General features: G+C 63.1%; 16 protein-coding genes and 1 pseudogene. 12 read left to right on the top strand and 5 right to left on the bottom strand.

From position 1 onward, the window contains the following. Positions 1–7 precede the first annotated feature (7 nt). Genes AC1DVE_RS05435 through AC1DVE_RS05420 form a run of 4 tightly spaced genes read right to left on the bottom strand, consistent with a single transcriptional unit; the run spans position 8 to position 3,214 of the window. Entirely contained in the window at positions 8–1,156 is a 1,149-nt protein-coding gene (locus tag AC1DVE_RS05435; RefSeq protein ID WP_223457852.1) for an amidase, read from the bottom strand. Next, positions 1,153–1,638, bottom strand: coding sequence for a nuclear transport factor 2 family protein (locus AC1DVE_RS05430; RefSeq protein ID WP_223457850.1), 486 nt, complete (start codon positions 1,636–1,638; stop codon positions 1,153–1,155). Before AC1DVE_RS05430 ends, AC1DVE_RS05435 begins: the two co-directional genes overlap by 4 nt. A gap of 3 nt (positions 1,639–1,641) precedes the next feature. Further along, positions 1,642–2,013 (bottom strand): hypothetical protein, encoded by a 372-nt coding sequence (locus AC1DVE_RS05425; RefSeq protein ID WP_046040355.1) that lies wholly within the window; start codon positions 2,011–2,013, stop codon positions 1,642–1,644. Positions 2,014–2,050: 37 nt separating this feature from the next. Then, the gene (locus tag AC1DVE_RS05420) at positions 2,051–3,214 is read right to left on the bottom strand and encodes an acyl-CoA dehydrogenase family protein (RefSeq protein WP_477783820.1); all 1,164 of its coding nucleotides are present in this window, start codon (positions 3,212–3,214) and stop codon (positions 2,051–2,053) included. 231 nt (positions 3,215–3,445) lie between these two features. On the opposite strand from AC1DVE_RS05420, the gene AC1DVE_RS05415 reads away from it, so the two are divergent. From AC1DVE_RS05415 to AC1DVE_RS05385, 7 genes are all read left to right on the top strand, one after another. After that, the gene (locus AC1DVE_RS05415) at positions 3,446–4,942 is read left to right on the top strand and encodes a PAS domain-containing sensor histidine kinase (RefSeq protein WP_223457840.1); all 1,497 of its coding nucleotides are present in this window, start codon (positions 3,446–3,448) and stop codon (positions 4,940–4,942) included. Between the two features lie 361 nt (positions 4,943–5,303). Continuing rightward, positions 5,304–6,452 carry an amine dehydrogenase large subunit gene (locus AC1DVE_RS05410; RefSeq protein WP_477783819.1) on the top strand — a complete coding sequence of 383 codons (1,149 nt, stop codon included), beginning with the start codon at positions 5,304–5,306 and terminating at the stop codon, positions 6,450–6,452. Between the two features lie 11 nt (positions 6,453–6,463). Further along, positions 6,464–7,003, top strand: a complete 540-nt coding sequence (locus AC1DVE_RS05405; protein WP_223457837.1) for a MauE/DoxX family redox-associated membrane protein — start codon at positions 6,464–6,466, stop codon at positions 7,001–7,003. A gap of 5 nt (positions 7,004–7,008) precedes the next feature. Then, positions 7,009–7,635, top strand: a complete 627-nt coding sequence (gene mauD, locus AC1DVE_RS05400; protein ID WP_090454794.1) for a methylamine dehydrogenase accessory protein MauD — start codon at positions 7,009–7,011, stop codon at positions 7,633–7,635. Between the two features lie 18 nt (positions 7,636–7,653). Continuing rightward, positions 7,654–8,175 (top strand): methylamine dehydrogenase light chain, encoded by a 522-nt coding sequence (locus AC1DVE_RS05395; RefSeq protein WP_008050506.1) that lies wholly within the window; start codon positions 7,654–7,656, stop codon positions 8,173–8,175. 169 nt (positions 8,176–8,344) lie between these two features. After that, a complete protein-coding gene (locus AC1DVE_RS05390; protein ID WP_477783818.1) occupies positions 8,345–8,866 on the top strand; it encodes a cytochrome C in 522 nt (173 codons plus the stop codon). Positions 8,867–8,994: 128 nt separating this feature from the next. Beyond that, positions 8,995–9,666 carry a class I SAM-dependent methyltransferase gene (locus AC1DVE_RS05385; protein WP_223457833.1) on the top strand — a complete coding sequence of 224 codons (672 nt, stop codon included), beginning with the start codon at positions 8,995–8,997 and terminating at the stop codon, positions 9,664–9,666. 101 nt (positions 9,667–9,767) lie between these two features. Here the strand turns inward: AC1DVE_RS05385 and metE are convergent, their stop codons facing one another. Beyond that, positions 9,768–12,056, bottom strand: a complete 2,289-nt coding sequence (metE, locus tag AC1DVE_RS05380; RefSeq protein WP_223457831.1) for a 5-methyltetrahydropteroyltriglutamate--homocysteine S-methyltransferase — start codon at positions 12,054–12,056, stop codon at positions 9,768–9,770. A gap of 105 nt (positions 12,057–12,161) precedes the next feature. On the opposite strand from metE, the pseudogene AC1DVE_RS05375 reads away from it, so the two are divergent. The 5 genes and pseudogenes from AC1DVE_RS05375 to AC1DVE_RS05355 form a co-directional block, all read left to right on the top strand. Continuing rightward, positions 12,162–12,302, top strand: a pseudogene (locus tag AC1DVE_RS05375) (hemin-degrading factor); the annotation flags it as partial. Positions 12,303–12,479: 177 nt separating this feature from the next. Continuing rightward, positions 12,480–13,463: a FecCD family ABC transporter permease gene (locus AC1DVE_RS05370; RefSeq protein ID WP_477783845.1), complete on the top strand. Its 984-nt coding sequence runs from the start codon at positions 12,480–12,482 to the stop codon at positions 13,461–13,463. Continuing rightward, positions 13,463–14,230, top strand: coding sequence for a heme ABC transporter ATP-binding protein (locus tag AC1DVE_RS05365; protein WP_223457830.1), 768 nt, complete (start codon positions 13,463–13,465; stop codon positions 14,228–14,230). Before AC1DVE_RS05370 ends, AC1DVE_RS05365 begins: the two co-directional genes overlap by 1 nt. Before the next feature lie 52 nt (positions 14,231–14,282). Next, positions 14,283–15,167: a ChaN family lipoprotein gene (locus AC1DVE_RS05360; RefSeq protein ID WP_223457828.1), complete on the top strand. Its 885-nt coding sequence runs from the start codon at positions 14,283–14,285 to the stop codon at positions 15,165–15,167. A gap of 317 nt (positions 15,168–15,484) precedes the next feature. Then, on the top strand, positions 15,485–16,090 hold the full coding sequence (locus AC1DVE_RS05355; protein ID WP_095945888.1) for an SCO family protein: 606 nt from the start codon (positions 15,485–15,487) through the stop codon (positions 16,088–16,090).

The raw sequence follows: 16,090 nt of genomic DNA, 5'->3' as shown, positions 1-16,090 counted from the left end.
CTTCTTTTTATGATTTGGTTTTAGCAGCCAGTCGTTGACCGGCCATGCTGAGTTGCAGCTGCGCACCGAAGGCGCAGACCAATTCGTCCTGACCTTTACGGCCAACAATTTGCAGGCCGACCTTAAGCCCGCCGCAGTCGAGTTCCACCGGCACCGTCAGGGCCGGGTGGCCGCTGAGGTTGAAAGGCCGAACCAGCGGGGTCATGCCGGCCACGGCCTTGCTGCCGGCGCGGGCTTCGCTGAGGGTCGGCGGCAGGGTCGGCAGCGTCGGCAGCAGCAATACGGCAAAGTCTTCCAGCGCCGCGTCCACTTGTTGGGTGAACGCCGTGCGCACGGCTTCGGCCTGGGCCAGGTCTTGGCGAGTGGTGCGGCTGGCTGCCAGCAGACGTGTTTCCACATCGGCGCCGATCAGGCCCTTGCCGGTCAGGTGACCGAACGCCGCCCAGTTTTCAAAATTGATCACGGTCAGGCCGGCGGCGAACGCTGCTTCGAATTCGCTCAGGTGCAGGTTGCTGCGACGCCATCCGGCGCGGTCGGCGGCGGCACCCAGGCTTGCTTGCAGATGCGCATCGCAGGCCACCTCGAGAAAGCCGACCCTGGCGCCGTCACCCGGCAGGCCTTGAGCGGTAAAGCCCGGGCAGATCACCTGCATCGCAGCGATCAGGTCGTCCATGCTTTTGGCGAACGGCCCGACGCAATCGAGGCTGGACTCCAGCGGATGGGCGCCGACACGGCTGACGCGACCATAAGTCGGCTTCAACCCGGCAATCCCGCAGCAGGCTGCCGGTACCCGCACCGAACCACCGGTATCGGTGCCGATGGCGATGTCCGCCAGGCCTGCCGCGACCGCCGAAGCCGAACCGCTGGACGAGCCGCCAGGAACACGGTCCGGCGCTTGCGGGTTGATCGGTGTGCCGGTCCAGTCGTTGATGCCGGTCACGCCGAACGCCAGTTCATGCAGGTTGGTCTTGCCGACGATCTGCCAGCCAGCGTCGAGGATCGCATCAACCACTTCGGCGTTTTTCGTTGCCGCCGGTGCATCGGCAAACGCGCGGCTGCCCGAGCGGGTCGGATGGCCGGCGATGTCGATGGAGTCCTTGATGGCGACGCGCTTGCCGTTGCCACCGAGGAGGAATTCGCTGATGAAAGTACTCATGCGCCCGCTCCCAAGGTGAAGAGCTCCGTATTGAACAGCCGTTGCGTGCGGAAATGCGCGATCAGCCAGACGCCGTCGACGCAACGGAAATCGATGTTCAGCCGAGTGCCGAACAGCTCGTTGCGGCCATCGGCGTAGGTCGAGATCTGCTGCATGATCCACTGCCCCTGCGCCGCCTTGCCGTCGACCACGATCGATTCGCTGGTGAGGTAATGCAGGTTCAGCTTGAAGTGGTCGGACGGCGGCAGATAACCGCCGACAAACGCAGCCACCGCCTCACGCCCCTGGTGCTGACCGAAGGTCTGTGCGGTCTGGGTGCCGAGGCCTTCCCAGATCGCATCCTCGGTGAACAATTGCGCCAACTGGCTCTGATGAATCGCCGCCCGCGGCACATCGCACAGGTCCATGTAGCGCGCCATCAGGCGACGCACTGCGCTTTCCCCTTCGAGCGTCGCCAGACGCTGCAGCAAGGCCTCGTTCATGGCTTACACCTTGGCCGCATCAGGAATGGTCAACGGGCGACCGATGCGCGCTTCGATCTTGGCGTAGCGCCACAGGCTGTACTGGCCGACCGGCGTGGTGCGGAACAGGTTGCAGGCGTCGATCACCGACTGGTGGCAGTCGACGTCGGCCATGATGTACACGGTCCAGGGCGAGGTGGTGGACGGGCCGACCATCAGGCGGTCGTCGTCCATCGCGCCGAGCACGGTGATGCCGGGCATGGCGCCGAGGTCGCCCATCATCTGGCTGAAGCCTTTCCACACGCTCAGGCCTTCGCCGGTGGGCAGGTCAAAAAAGTTCTGGGTGATGCCGATGCAGAAGACGACGCGCAACGGTTCCTGGGTAGCTTGGGACATGTTGTTGATCCTTGAAAAAGTGAAAAATGAATAGGGTTCAGATGTAGCCCGGGAACGGCGGGACGCCGAGGAACACCGAGCCGGCGCCGTCGTACAGGCCTTCGCTGAGGAAGGCGTGCTGGGTCACCACCATCGAGTCGCGCAGGTAGCGTTGCAGCGGATGGCGCAGGTAAATGGCAGTGGTGCCGGCCAGGCTGTAGGCGCTCTGCACCACCTCGGCACCGGCCTGGGACACGTGAATCGCCGACAGGCGCAACAGGCTGGTCTGCTCCGGCGTGACCGGGTTGCCGGCCAGGATCGAATTCCACACCTGTTCGGTGGCGTTGTAGAAGAAACCGCGCGCGGCGCTGAGCTTGGCTTCGGCCTTGGCGATCTCGATGCGCACGTAAGCGCGGTCGGACAATTTCGGCGCGCCGGTGATACCGCTGCCGCCAGCCATGCGGCTGATTTCGTCCAGCGCTGCACGGGCCAGGCCGAGGTTGACCACAGCCAGCACTTGCGCGGCGTAGGCGATCGACGGGTAGCGGAACAGCGGTTCGTCGATGGTCGCGGCACCACCACGGATGAACGTCCAGCGCTCATCAACGCGTTTATCGCTCACTCGCAGGTCATGGCTGCCGGTGCCCTTGAGACCGACCACTTCCCAGTTCTCGACGATGTCTACCTGCTCCGGGCGAAATACAGCGGTGCGCGGCTTGCCGCCGGCAGCGCCGATGCCAACGCCCAACAGGTCTGCGCCTTTGCAGCCGCTGGCGAATTTCCAGGTGCCGTTGACCTGATAGCCGCCTTCTACGGCCTCGGCCGGTTGCAAGGGGAACAGGCCGCCAGCGAATACCAGGTCAGGGCTTTCGGCGTAGAGCTCAGCCAGGGTTTCCCGCGGCAAGGCTGCCAGGTAGACACCGGCGCTACCGAAGCTGGCCACCCAGCCCGCCGAGCCATCGGCTTCGGAGATGCGCTCGATCATTTGCAGGAACAGCGACGGTGCCAGGGCGTCACCGCCGAAGCATTTCGGCGTGGCGGCACGGTAGATTCCCACCTGCTTGAATCGCTCGATCATGTCCCGAGGCACGTGGGAGCCGGCGTCGAATTCCTCGCGGCGCTGGCGGACCTCATCCAGCACTTGCTGAAATAGCTGACTCTCGACCATTGGCACGACCGGGGCGGACACAGGGTCTTGTTGCGCGACAGCTGAACGCAGCATGGGCTAGTTCTCCGTTTTGATTATTGTTAGTGGGGCTGCACCGAGAAGAGGCGTGGTTGCCCTTGCATTGAGGTCCAGTGTAAAAACCGCGTCCCGGCACAACTATTGGTGCGTGCAGCCCCCTCGCTAAAGAAAACCCCTAGACCCCCACCGGTTACCTCTGAGCGCATCCTGCTGTGCGAGCAGGTATAAAACGCCATACTGCAAATCTCTGCCGCCAGGGGCCGTGCGATGTACCAGCCAAAACCGAACGACTTTTATGCGCTGATCGAAGCCATGCCGCTGTGCATCATTCTTCATGACGCGCACACCAAGGAAATTCTCTGGGCCAACACCGCTGCCCTGGCAGCGCTCGGCTTTAGCCTGGAAGAACTGACGCCGCTCAAGGCTCCGGACATGACCCGCGACGCACCGAAGTACCGGCGATCGGTGGGCTTGCGCTGGCTGGAAGGTGCCGCGCGCACCGGGCAGCGGGCCATCGAGTGGTGCTATCGCTCCAAGCAAGGGGTGGAGATTCTTTCCGAGGCGGTGGCGACCCTGGTGCACCTGGACGGTCGAGATGTGCTGATGGTGCAGTTCCGCGATATTTCCAAGGAGGACAAGGTCAAGCGCGACCTCAAGCGTTTCGAGAGTCGGCTCAAGGCCTTCATGCAAGACCTGGCCGAAGGTGTGGCGGTGCTCGGCCCCGAGGGCGATATCGGTTTTATCAGCGACTCCGGCGCGCACCTGCTCAACAGCGAAGTGCACAAGCTGATGGGCAAGAACTTCCTGGCCTGGTGCGACGACGCATCCGGCCAGCGCCTGCTACAACAGCTTGCCCATGAGAGACCGAAGCACGCGCCGTTCAACGTGCATTACAGGGTGCAGCGCCGCGATGGCGAATGGCGCTGGCATGACGCAACCTGCCGCTACATCGAGATCGAGGACGATCTGGTCGGCCATCTGCTGCTGTTCCGCGACGTGACTGAGCAAGTGCAGGCCGAGGAGGCGCGGCGGGTCAGCGAGCAGAAACTCGAATACCTGGCGCGCTACAACGCCATGGGTGAAATGGCGGTGGCCATCGCCCACGAGTTGAGCCAGCCATTGGCGGCGACCCGCAACTTTATTGAAGGCGCGGTGATTCGCCTGGGCAACGCCGGCGAAACCGATCAAGGCGTCGCCTGGGGTTTGCAAAACGCCGTGCGGCAAATCGAGCATGCCTCGGTGATCATCAAGAGCGTGCGCGATTACGTGGTCAAGCTGGAGCAGACCGAAGAACTGGTCGACCTCAATGAGCTGCTGCGCGAAACCCGCTACTTCATCAGCCTGCGGGCCGATCCGAGCCGGGTGCGCGTGGAAATCGTCACCGCGCCCGAACCGCTGCGGGTGAGTTGCGAGAAGGTGCTGATCGGCCAGGTGATCCTCAACCTGGCCTTCAACGCCATTGAAGAAATGGCCGACTTGCCCGCCGAACGACGCTTGTTGCGTATCCATGCCAGCCGCGAGAACGATGTGGCCCTGGTGCGCATCGAAGACTGCGGTCGCGGCATTCAGGCCCAGGCGCAAGAGAAGCTGTTCGACGGCTTTTTCTCGTCCAAGGTCAGCGGCAACGGCATTGGCCTGGCGCTGTGCAAGAACATCATCGGCCGCCATCGTGGCGATATCTGGGCGCAAAACCTGGAGCCGTGCGGCGCGGTGTTCAGCTTCTCCCTTCCCCTCGCCTTGACGTACACAACCCCTGTGGCCTGACCTGCACAACCCCTGTGGCCTTACACAACCCCTGTGGCGAGGGGGCTTGCCCCCGTTGGGCTGCGAAGCGGCCCCCAACGATCCTACAGGCAGATCGAATCGCCTGATTTTGCGGCGGCTTCGCCACCGAACGGGGGCAAGCCCCCTCGCCACAAGTGCAGCTTCGCCCTTCCCCCCTCTGACGCCTGTCAGATCCCTGCCTTATCAGCTTGTGCAGCCAGTTTCATGACACTGGCACAGACACACAAACACTTGGCAGGCAGCGCAATTCTCCCGATCGCGGGGCACGGCAGAATCAAAGGGTAAAAATCTGCCAAAGCACCCGCGATCCGCGTTACCAACAATTCAGGAAGTTCCCCTTATGCGAACAAACAGGATCTCCGTACAGTCAGCGCTAGGCCTGAGCCTGCTTGTACTCGGTTTGAACAGTGCCCGCGCGGATTTGCCCGCTGGTACGATTGGCCAGACCGTTCTGGCGTTTCCACCCGAAGCTCACCGCGCGTTTGTCATCGACGTCGAGTTCGACAGTTTCGTGGCTGGCCGCGTGACCGTGGTCGACCCGGACCAGAAGCGCATCCTCGGCATGGTGCCGACCGGTTTTGCTGCGCCGTCGACCCTCAGCCACGACAAAAAAACCATTTACAGTGCGGACATCTGGTATTCCCGCGGCACCCGTGGCACCCGCACCGACGTGCTCACCGCGTGGGACAGCTCGACCCTGTCGCCAGCCTGGGAAGTGCTGATTCCGAACAAGCGCGCCGAATCGCTGACCCAGCGTTACTCGCTCAAGCCGAGCGGTGACGACAAGTTCGTCTACGTCTACAACTTCACCCCGTCGACGTCGGTGACCGTGGTCGACACCCAGGCCAAGGCCGTTGCCACGGAAATCGCCATCCCCGGTTGCGTGCTCAACTACCCGATCGGCAACCGCCGCTTCGCCTCGCTGTGCGGCGACGGCAGCCTGCAGGTGGTGACCCTCAACGATCAAGGCCAGGAAACCGCGCGCAGCCGCACGCCGTTCTTTGATCCGAACGCGGAAAAACTGGTAGAGCGCGCGGTCAATGTCGGCGACACCTACTACTTCACCACCACGACCGGCACCGTACGCCCGGTGGATTTCGCCGGTGATGCGCCGAAGGTCCTGCCGTCCTGGTCGCTGGTTTCCGACGAAGACAAGAAGGCCGGTTGGGCGCCGGGTGGCTGGCAGATGATGGCCGTGGCGCCAAAGCTGGATCGCCTGTACGTGCTGATGCACGACGCCCACGAACCGTTGAAGTGGGAAGACCCGAGCCCGCTGATCTGGGCGTTTGACCTCAAGACCCACAAGAAGGTGGCGACCCTGGAAGCCCCGGTTCCGGTGTGGAGCATGCAGGCCACTGGCGACGACAAGCCGTTGCTGCTCGGCGCTGATGTGGAAGGCGGTTTGCAGATTTTCGATCTGAAGACCAACAAGCTCACCGGCAGCATGCCGAAAGTCGCCAAAACCGCGACTCAGGTCCTGAGCTACTAAGAGGTTCGGCCATGCACACAGATCCGATCTTCATCATTGCCAGCGCCATCGCCATCGCGGTGTTGCTGGCCAGCGCCGCGACCCACAAGTTGCGCGCACCGGTCCGCTTCGCCCGGCAGCTGGCGGACTATCAACTGCTGCCCGAGGCGCTGGTGCGCCCGACGGCACGGCTGGTGCCGCTGCTGGAACTGGCCATCGCCTTTGCCCTGCTAGTGCCGGCCTGCCGTGGTTATGCCGCGTTGAGCGCCGCCAGCCTGTTGGCGCTGTACGCCGCCGCCATCGGCATCAATCTGTGGCGCGGTCGCGCGGACATCGATTGCGGTTGCGCCGGTCCCGACCAGGCACAGCCACTGCGCCCGGTACTGCTGCTGCGCAACAGTGCGCTGGTAGCTCTGGCGCTGGTGGCCAGCGTGGCGCCGGTTGCCCGCGACCTCAACCTGTTCGATGGCTTCGTGACCCTGGCCGCCGCCGCGGTCGCGCTGCTCATCTACGCCGCGGCCGATGGCTTGCTGGCGAATTCCCCTCTTCTGCTCAAATTGATTGGTAGGTAATCGAAATGGAAGGCTTGATTGTTTCCAACGTTCTGCTCTGGGTGCTGCTGGTGGCTGTGGCGTTTGTCGTCATGGGCCTGGTGCGGCAGATTGGCGTGCTGCACGGTCGCCTGGCGCCGGCCGGCGCGCTGATGGTCGACAAAGGCGTGGCAGTCAATGAGCCCGCGCCACAAGTCACCGCCAGCGACCGTCATGGTCGTCCGGTGAACTTCGGTTATGCCGGCGAGAAATCGCAACTGCTGTTCTTCCTCTCGCCGACCTGCCCGATCTGCAAGTCGCTGCTGCCGGCGATCAAATCCATCGCCAAGGAGCAATCGGACCGCCTGGACGTGGTGTTCGTCAGCGATGGCGACATGGACGCCCAGCAAGCGCTGATCCGCGAACACAAACTGGAAGACGCGACTTATGTGGTCGGCCCGGAAGTGGGCATGACCTACCAGATCGGCAAGCTGCCGTACGCCGCGCTGATCGACAAGGCCGGCACCCTGCGCGCCAAAGGCCTGGTCAACTCCCGCGAGCACCTGGACAGCCTGTTCGAAGTCGAGCACCTGAAGCACGCCACGTTGCAGCAATACCTCAATGCCCAACCGCACACCCACGATCACGACCACAGCCACGGCCATAGCCACTGATAAGGCAGGGAGACCTTTATGAAACTGCTGGATCTGTTGTTTGAGCGTTCGTCCCGCCGTGTCGCCGACACCACCTCGCGCCGCAAACTGCTGGCACGCATGGGTTCGCTGATGGTGGCCGGTGCCGCCCTGCCCCTGCTGTTGCCGCTGGATCGCACCAGCAAGGCCCTGGCCGCGGAACCTGCGCAGGCCGGCGACCCGGGTGATCCGAACAGCTGCGACTACTGGCGCTACTGCTCCATCGACGGCTTTCTGTGCAGCTGCTGCGGCGGGTCGGTGACGTCCTGCCCGCCGGGCACCGAAGCCTCGCAAGTGACCTGGATCGGCACCTGCCGCAACCCGGCCGACGGCAAGGACTACATCATTTCGTACAACGACTGCTGCGGTAAGCAAAGCTGCGCCCAGTGCGCCTGCACCCGTAACGACAGCGAAGAACCGGCCTACCGCCCGTTCAACAACAACGATGTGAACTGGTGCCTGGCCGCCAAATCCCACATCTACCACTGCACCGTTTCGGTCATCCGCGGCGTCGCCGTTTAAAAAACGCGCTTTGCGCCGGTTGCTCGCGCAATCGGCGTTTTTTTTTGTTGTAGGAGCGAGCTTGCTCGCGATGGTTTCAAGAGCGGCGCAGTTCCAAAAGGCAGCGTCATCGTTCACCTTCATCGCGAGCAAGCTCGCTCCTACAGAGCTGCTCAGCAGAGGTTTTTTTATGCGTAGATTGTTTTTCCTCGGCCTCATCTGCGCCCTGAGCGCCCCGCTCGCCTATGCCCGGGCCATTCCTGACCCGAACCAGCATCACGCGCCGGGCAATGAATCGCTGCAAACCCCGATCGCCCAGGCCGGTTACAGCGTCGGCGTGAACTACCAGCTGCAATGCGCCGGTTGCCACTTGGGCGACGGCAGCGGCTCCGCCGCCAACGACACGCCACGGATGAAAGGCTTTGTCGGCAACTTCCTGAAAGTCCCCGGTGGCCGCGAATTCCTCGTGCGGGTGCCGGGCATGTCGCAGTCGGCGCTGAACAACGCGCAACTGGCGGACTTGCTCAACTGGCTGATGCGTGAGGACGGCATGGCGGGCAACAGCCTGCCGGCCGACTATCAGCCCTACACCGCCGAAGAAGTCACCGCGTTACGGGCCAAGACCATGCTCAACCTGCCCGGCACCCGTAGCGAGTTGATCAAGGCCATGCGCGCCCAGGGCATCGCGATTGATGACGGGATGAATTATTGAGAACAGCCTGTCGGTGGTGCCGGGTAAAACCGGCTCCGCCGTTAAATCGTCTGAAAGCAAACCAGGAGAATGGACGATCGGAGCCCTTGCCCTATCCTTTCCTCCAACCCATCACGCCGGACATCGACATGTCAGCCCCCGAATCCACCCTCCTCGACAGTTGGCACCACAACGCCCGGGCCTGGATCGACGCCATCCGCAGCGGCACCATCGAAAGCCGCCTCAAGGTCACCGACCAGGCCATCCTGCTGGCGGTGCTGGGTCGCCAGCCCGAGCGTGTGCTCGACCTGGGTTGCGGCGAAGGCTGGTTGTTGCGTGCGCTGGCAAACCGGGGTATCGAGGCGGTCGGTGTCGATGGCGATGGGACGCTGGTGGAGGCGGCGCGGGCGGCGGGCGCTGCGCCGGTGCATTTGGCGAGCTATGAACAGTTGGCAGACGCGAAAGTCGACATCGGCCGCGACTACAACCTGATCTGCGCCAACTTCGCCCTGCTGCATCAGGACATCATCCCCCTGCTCGCCGCCATGAACACCCTGCTCGCCCCGGGTGGCGCGCTGGTGATCCAGACGCTGCACCCGTGGGCGGCTGCGGCGGGGGATTATCAGGATGGTTGGCGGGAAGAGACTTTCTCTGGCTTCAAGGGGCAGTGGCAAGCCATGCCGTGGTATTTCCGCACCTTGTCCAGTTGGCTCAATGCGTTGGATATGGCGGGTTTTATGCTGGCCGGCTTGCAGGAGCCACAGCACCCGCAAAGCCCAGTGCCGCAGTCATTGCTGTTGGTGGCCGAACCGCGGCGCTGAGTGGCTTTCAAAGCCAGCACACAGATGCTGACTGCCAAGCAACCCTGTGGGAGCGGCGGTGCGGCGATCCCACAGGTTTCAGTGGCGCATCTACTAAAGCGTCAGGCCAATTCTTTACGCAGCTGACGCGCAGCGTTGACCATATGCACCAGCGCCGCTTCGGTTTCCGGCCAGCCACGAGTTTTCAGGCCACAGTCCGGGTTGACCCACAGGCGGTCGGCGGGAATACGCTTGGCGGCCTTGCGCAGCAGGTTGGCCATTTCCGAGGAGTCCGGCACCCTGGGCGAGTGGATGTCATACACGCCCGGGCCGATTTCATTCGGGTAGGCAAAGGCTTCGAACGCGTCCAGCAGTTCCATGTCCGAGCGCGAGGTTTCGATGGTGATCACGTCGGCATCCATGGCGGCGATGGACTCGATCACATCGTTGAATTCGCTGTAGCACATGTGCGTATGGATCTGGGTTTCGTCACGCACGCCGGAGGCGCACAGGCGGAACACTTCGGTCGCCCAGTCCAGGTAGTGCTGCCACTGCGCCTGGCGCAACGGCAGGCCTTCGCGGAAAGCCGCTTCGTCGATCTGCACGATCTTGATCCCGGCGGCTTCCAGGTCCACCACTTCGTCACGGATCGCCAGCGCCAGCTGACGGGCCTGCACTTCGCGGGTCACGTCCTCGCGCGGGAACGACCACATCAGCATGGTCACGGGACCGGTCAGCATGCCCTTCATCACCTTGTCGGTGAGGCCTTGGGCGTAGCGGATCCACTCCACCGTCATGGCTTTCGGACGGCTCAGGTCGCCGAAGATCACTGCCGGTTTCACGCAGCGCGAGCCGTAGCTCTGGACCCAGCCGAAACGGGTGAACACGTAGCCGTCGAGTTGCTCGGCGAAGTATTCGACCATGTCGTTACGCTCGGCTTCACCGTGCACCAGCACGTCCAGGCCCAGGTGTTCCTGCACTTGCACGGCGTGACGGATCTCGCTGTGCATGGCTTCGGTGTATTCGGCTTCGGTCAACTTGCCTTGCTTGAACGACTGGCGAGCCAGACGGATCGACGCGGTTTGCGGGAACGAACCGATGGTGGTGGTCGGGAACAGCGGCAGGTTCAGGCCGGCGCGCTGTTTCTCGATACGCTGGGCAAACTGCGAATGACGCTGGCTGTCCTGGGCGGTGATGGCGGCAACACGCGCCTGCACGGCTGGCTTGTGAATGCGTGGCGATGCGGCACGGCTGGCCTGCACGGTACGGCTTTGAGTCAGCGCTTCAAGCACCTTTGGCGCTTCCGGTTCATTCACCGCCTGAGCCAACACCGCGACTTCTTCACACTTCTGCACGGCAAACGCCAGCCAGCTCTTCAGTTCGGCATCGAGCTTGTCTTCCCGCCCCAGGTCAACCGGGCTGTGCAGCAGCGAGCAGGATGGCGCGACCCACAGGCGATCACCCAGACGCTCTTGAGCGTGCTGCAAGGTGGCCAAAGCGTTTTCCAGGTCGCAGCGCCAGACGTTACGGCCGTTGACCACACCCAGCGACAGCACTTTGTAGGCCGGCAGGCGATCGAGGATGGTCGGGTACTGCTCAGGTGCGCGCACCAGATCGATGTGCAGGCCGTCCACCGGCAGATTGGCGGCCAGGCCCAGGTTCTCTTCCAGACCACCGAAGTAAGTAGCGACCAGCTTCTTCAACGGGTCACGCTGAATCAGGTTGTAGGCCCGCTCAAAGGCGTTTTTCCATTCCTGTGGCAGGTCGAGCACCAGGATCGGCTCGTCGATTTGCACCCACTCGACGCCCTGTGCCGCCAGGCGCTGGAAGATCTGGCCGTACAACGGCAGCAGACGATCCAGCAGTTCGAGTTTGTCGAATTCGGCGCCCTTGGCCTTGCCCAGCCACAGGTAAGTCAACGGGCCGATGATCACAGGCTTGACGTTGTGCCCCAGTGCGCGGGCTTCTTCGACTTCTTCGAACAACTGGTCCCAGCCGAGCTGGAACTGCTGATCGGCGCTGAATTCAGGGACGAGGTAGTGATAGTTGGTGTCGAACCACTTGGTCATTTCCTGGGCGTGCGCGCCGCCGCAGCAACTGTCGCTCACACCGCGCGCCATGCCGAACAGGGTTTGCAGGCTGGTCTTGCCATCGTGCGGGCGGAAACGCTCCGGGATCACACCGAACATCAACGAGTGGGTCAGGACCTGGTCGTACCAGGCGAAGTCGCCGACCGGCAGCAACTCAATGCCGGCCTTTTTCTGCAAATCCCAGTGGGTCTTGCGCAGGTCGCGGCCCACGGTGCGCAGACCGGCTTCGTCGAGTTCGCCCTTCCAGAACGCCTCTTGAGCCTTTTTCAGTTCGCGATCGCGACCAATGCGCGGAAATCCAAGGGAATGGGCCACAGCCATGTCAAATAACTCCAATGCGTTCAATGGGGCCATTGTCGACAGTGCCAGCGAGTGAGACAAACTCATTTTAATCTTGATGATCACAAGTTCTTCTCATGATCGGAGGTGCTGCGCAATCGGCGCTGGACGGACACCTGGTTCAATGCGCTCGATCCAATGTTCAACCTGCAGGTGAAAACCACTGGCGTGACCGAACCGTGGCGTGTGCGTAAGCCGGGCGTCGATGGCATCATCACCCGCTACGAAGGTTTCGATGCCCGCCCTCCCTCTGATCGGCTAAGGAATAGTCCCGATGCGTATCAAAACACTGCTGGCCTGTGCCACGGCGTCCTACCCGGACGCCACAGCGCAGGCCGCCGGGATCAGCCCATGACGGCCATTTTTCGGCCGCGTCCGACGTTGATTTTTTTGCTGCTGTTGCTGGTGCTGGTGTTCTGGTTGTCCCTGGCCCTCGGGCCGGTCAGCCTGCCGCTCGGCGATACCTTGCTGGGCGGGATGCGTCTGCTGGGGTTGCCGCTGGAAGGTGGCGACACGCAGCAGGCGCAGCTGATCCTCGGTCAGATTCGTCTGCCGCGCAGTCTGCTCGGTATCGCCGTCGGTTCGGTACTGGCGTTGTCCGGCGTGGCAATGCAGGGGTTGTTCCGCAATCCCTTGGCGGACCCTGGTCTGGTCGGCGTCTCGGGTGGTGCGGCGCTCGGTGCCGCCCTTGCCATCGTCGGCGGCAGCCTGCTCGGTGGCTTGCCGCCGGCGATCGAACCCTACCTGCTGTCGGTCAGCGCCTTCGCCGGTGGCTTGATCGTCACGGCGGTGGTGTATCGCTTCGGTCGCCGCAACGGGCAAACCGACGTTGCCACCATGCTCCTGGCGGGTGTGGCGATGACGGCCATGGCCGGTGCCGGGGTCGGTCTGTTCACCTACCTGGCTGATGATGCAACCTTGCGTACCCTGACGTTCTGGAACCTGGGCAGCCTCAACGGTGCCAGCTACCCGCGTTTGTGGCCGTTGCTGATCGTCACCCTGGGCGTGGCGTTGTGGTTGCCCCGTCGGGCGGCGGCGCTCAATGCATTGCTGTTGGGTGAGTCGGAGGCCCGTCACCTGGGCTTCGACATCGAGCGGATCAAGCTTGAGCTGGTGTTGTGCACGGCGCTCGGCGTCGGCGCGGCCGTCGCGGCGGCCGGGCTGATCGGTTTTATCGGTCTGGTAGTGCCGCATCTGATGCGCCTGCTGGTCGGCCCGGATCACCGGGTGTTGCTGCCCGCGTCGTTGCTGGCCGGTGCCAGCCTGCTGTTGCTGGCCGATCTGGCGGCGCGCCTGCTGTTGGCGCCGGCTGAATTGCCCATCGGCATCGTGACCGCGCTGATCGGCGCTCCGTTTTTTCTTTATCTGCTGGTACGAGGGCGTTCCTGATGCTGCGGGCAAACAACTTGCTGGTACGTCGTGGCAAGCGCACGGTACTGGCGAACATCAATATCGAGTTGCGCCCCGGTGAAGTGCTCGGCGTGCTGGGGCCGAATGGCGCCGGCAAAAGCACCCTGCTCGCCGCTTTATGCGGCGACCTGGCGACCAGCGTAGGAACGGTCCGCCTCGACGAGCGTCCACTCGCCGACTGGCCGGGTCAGGAGCGGGCCAAACGCCTGGCCGTGCTGCCGCAGAGTTCGAGCCTGAACTTTGCGTTTTCGGTCAATGAAGTCGTCGGCATGGGTCGCTTGCCCCACGCCAGCGGCCGTGTGCGCGATGCCGAAATCGTCGCCGAGGCGCTCAAAGCCGCCGACGCGCTTCATCTTGCCGGACGCAGCTATCTGGCCCTGTCCGGCGGTGAACGCCAGCGCGTGCATCTGGCGCGGGTGCTCGCTCAGCTCTGGCCCGGTGCCGAAGGGCAAACCCTGCTGCTCGATGAACCGACGTCAATGCTCGATCCGCTGCACCAGCACACCATTTTGCAAGCCGTGCGTGATTTCGCCGAGCGCGGGGCCGCGGTGCTGGTGATCCTGCACGACCTCAACCTGGCCGCACGTTACTGCGATCAACTACTGTTGTTGCAACAGGGCCTGCCCCACGCCTACGGTCCACCGGCAGAAGTGCTGACCGCCGAAGCGCTGGCAGCGGTGTATGGGTTGGAGGTGCTGATTCACCAACACCCGGAACGCGGCCACCCGTTGATCATCGCGCGCTGATATCGCCCCCTCTTCCGTCATCGAGGGGGCACCTGTCCAATAAGGAAAACCGATGCGCTTTGTGTTGCTCTGTGCATTCAGCCTGTTGGCTGCCTGCCAAACCCATCAGGTCACACCACTGCCGGCGCCGATCGCCCCGCAAGGGCGTGATCACACCGACCTCGGGGTTATCCGTGAACTCGCCACGGGCCGTACGCTGACGCCGCAAGAACTGGTCGAACGTCTGGCCGTTGCGCCGCGTGTTCTGATCGGTGAGCAGCACGACAACCCGGACCACCACGCCCTGCAATTGTGGCTGCTGCGCGAGCTGGCGGCGCAACGGGCCCAGGGCAGCCTGCTGATGGAAATGCTCAACCCCGATCAACAGGCCAGGGTCGATGCCGCGCAAGCCGCGACCCGCGCTGGCCAGCCACCGGCCGATGCGTTCAAGGCACTGGCCTGGCAGGCCAATTGGGACTGGAGTGTTTATGGCGCACTGGTCACCTACGCGCTGCGGCAACCATATCCGCTGTTGGCGGCGAACCTGGACCGCGCGCAGATCATGCAGATCTACAAACAGCGCCCGGTACTCACGGGGCAAGCGTCCACCACCCAACAGGTGCAGGCGACCTTGCTGGAGGACATCCGCGAATCCCATTGCGGCCTGCTGCCCGAAGCGCTGATGCCAGCCATGCTCGCCGTGCAACAACAGCGTGACCGGCGCATGGCCGAACGCCTGATGGCCGCACCGACGCCTGCGATGCTGCTGGCCGGTGCCTTCCACGTACGCAAGGATCTGGGGGTGCCGCTGCACCTGAAGGACCTCGGTGCCGGTGAAGGGAATGCGGTGCTGATACTGGCCGAAGCGGGCAAAACCGTGACCGCTGAGAGTGCGGATTATGTCTGGTACACCGCCGCGCAACCGCAACAGGATCATTGCGCGCAGCTGCGTCGCTGAACTTAAGCGAAACATTGTGGCAAGGGGGGCTTGCCTGTGGCGAGGGAGCTTGCTCCCGCCGGGTTGCGAAGCGACCCCAAAAAGAGGGCCTGCTGCGCAGTCCAGCGGGAGCAAGCTCCCTCGCCACAGGTTTCAATCTGCCTGGAATCTCTAAGTCATCCCCACTCCGGCGCGACACTATGTCACGCCGCAGCAAAGGTCCAATGGTCGTATCCGCCCCTCCGGCACCGGCACAGTTTGTTAACATCCCCGCGATTTTTTCGTCTGTACAGTCATCACGCTGTCATTTCAGCCTGTTCAACAGGATGCTTTTTTCCATGAGTACTTTGTATACCCGCCGAACCGTCCTGCAAGGCATGGGCCTGTTGAGCCTGGGCCTGCTCGCCGGTTGCGACGACAGCAGCAAGCTGTCGTTCAAGTACGGCAAAGACCTCAGCGACAAGATCATGGGGCGTAACTTCAAGCTCAAGAACGCTCAGGGCGAAACCCGGATGCTGGGCAGCTATCGCGGCCTGATGCCGATGGTGTTCTTCGGTTTCACCCAGTGCCCGGCCGTGTGCCCGACCACGCTGGCCCGTGCGGCCCAGGCCAAAAAGCTGATGGGTCGCGATGGCGAAAGGCTGCAGGTGATCTTCATCACCCTGGACCCTGAGCGCGACACACCCGAGATGATCGATAAATACGTGAAAGCCTTCGACCCGAGTTTCGAAGCGCTGTACGGCACCCTGGAAGAAACCGCCGCCACCGCCAAGGAATTTGGCGTGTTCTTTGAAAAAGTGCCGAGCGGCGATACCTATACCCTCTCCCATACCGCGACCAGCTATGTCTTCGACTCCCGGGGCACTCTGCGCCTGGGACTGTCCACGTCCCTGACGGCCCAAGAGTGCGCAGAAGACCTGCTCACCGTGATGGAGGTTTGCTGA

Source organism: Pseudomonas sp. P4_B4 (assembly GCF_056402255.1).
This window is presented reverse-complemented; position numbering and strand designations above follow the sequence as displayed.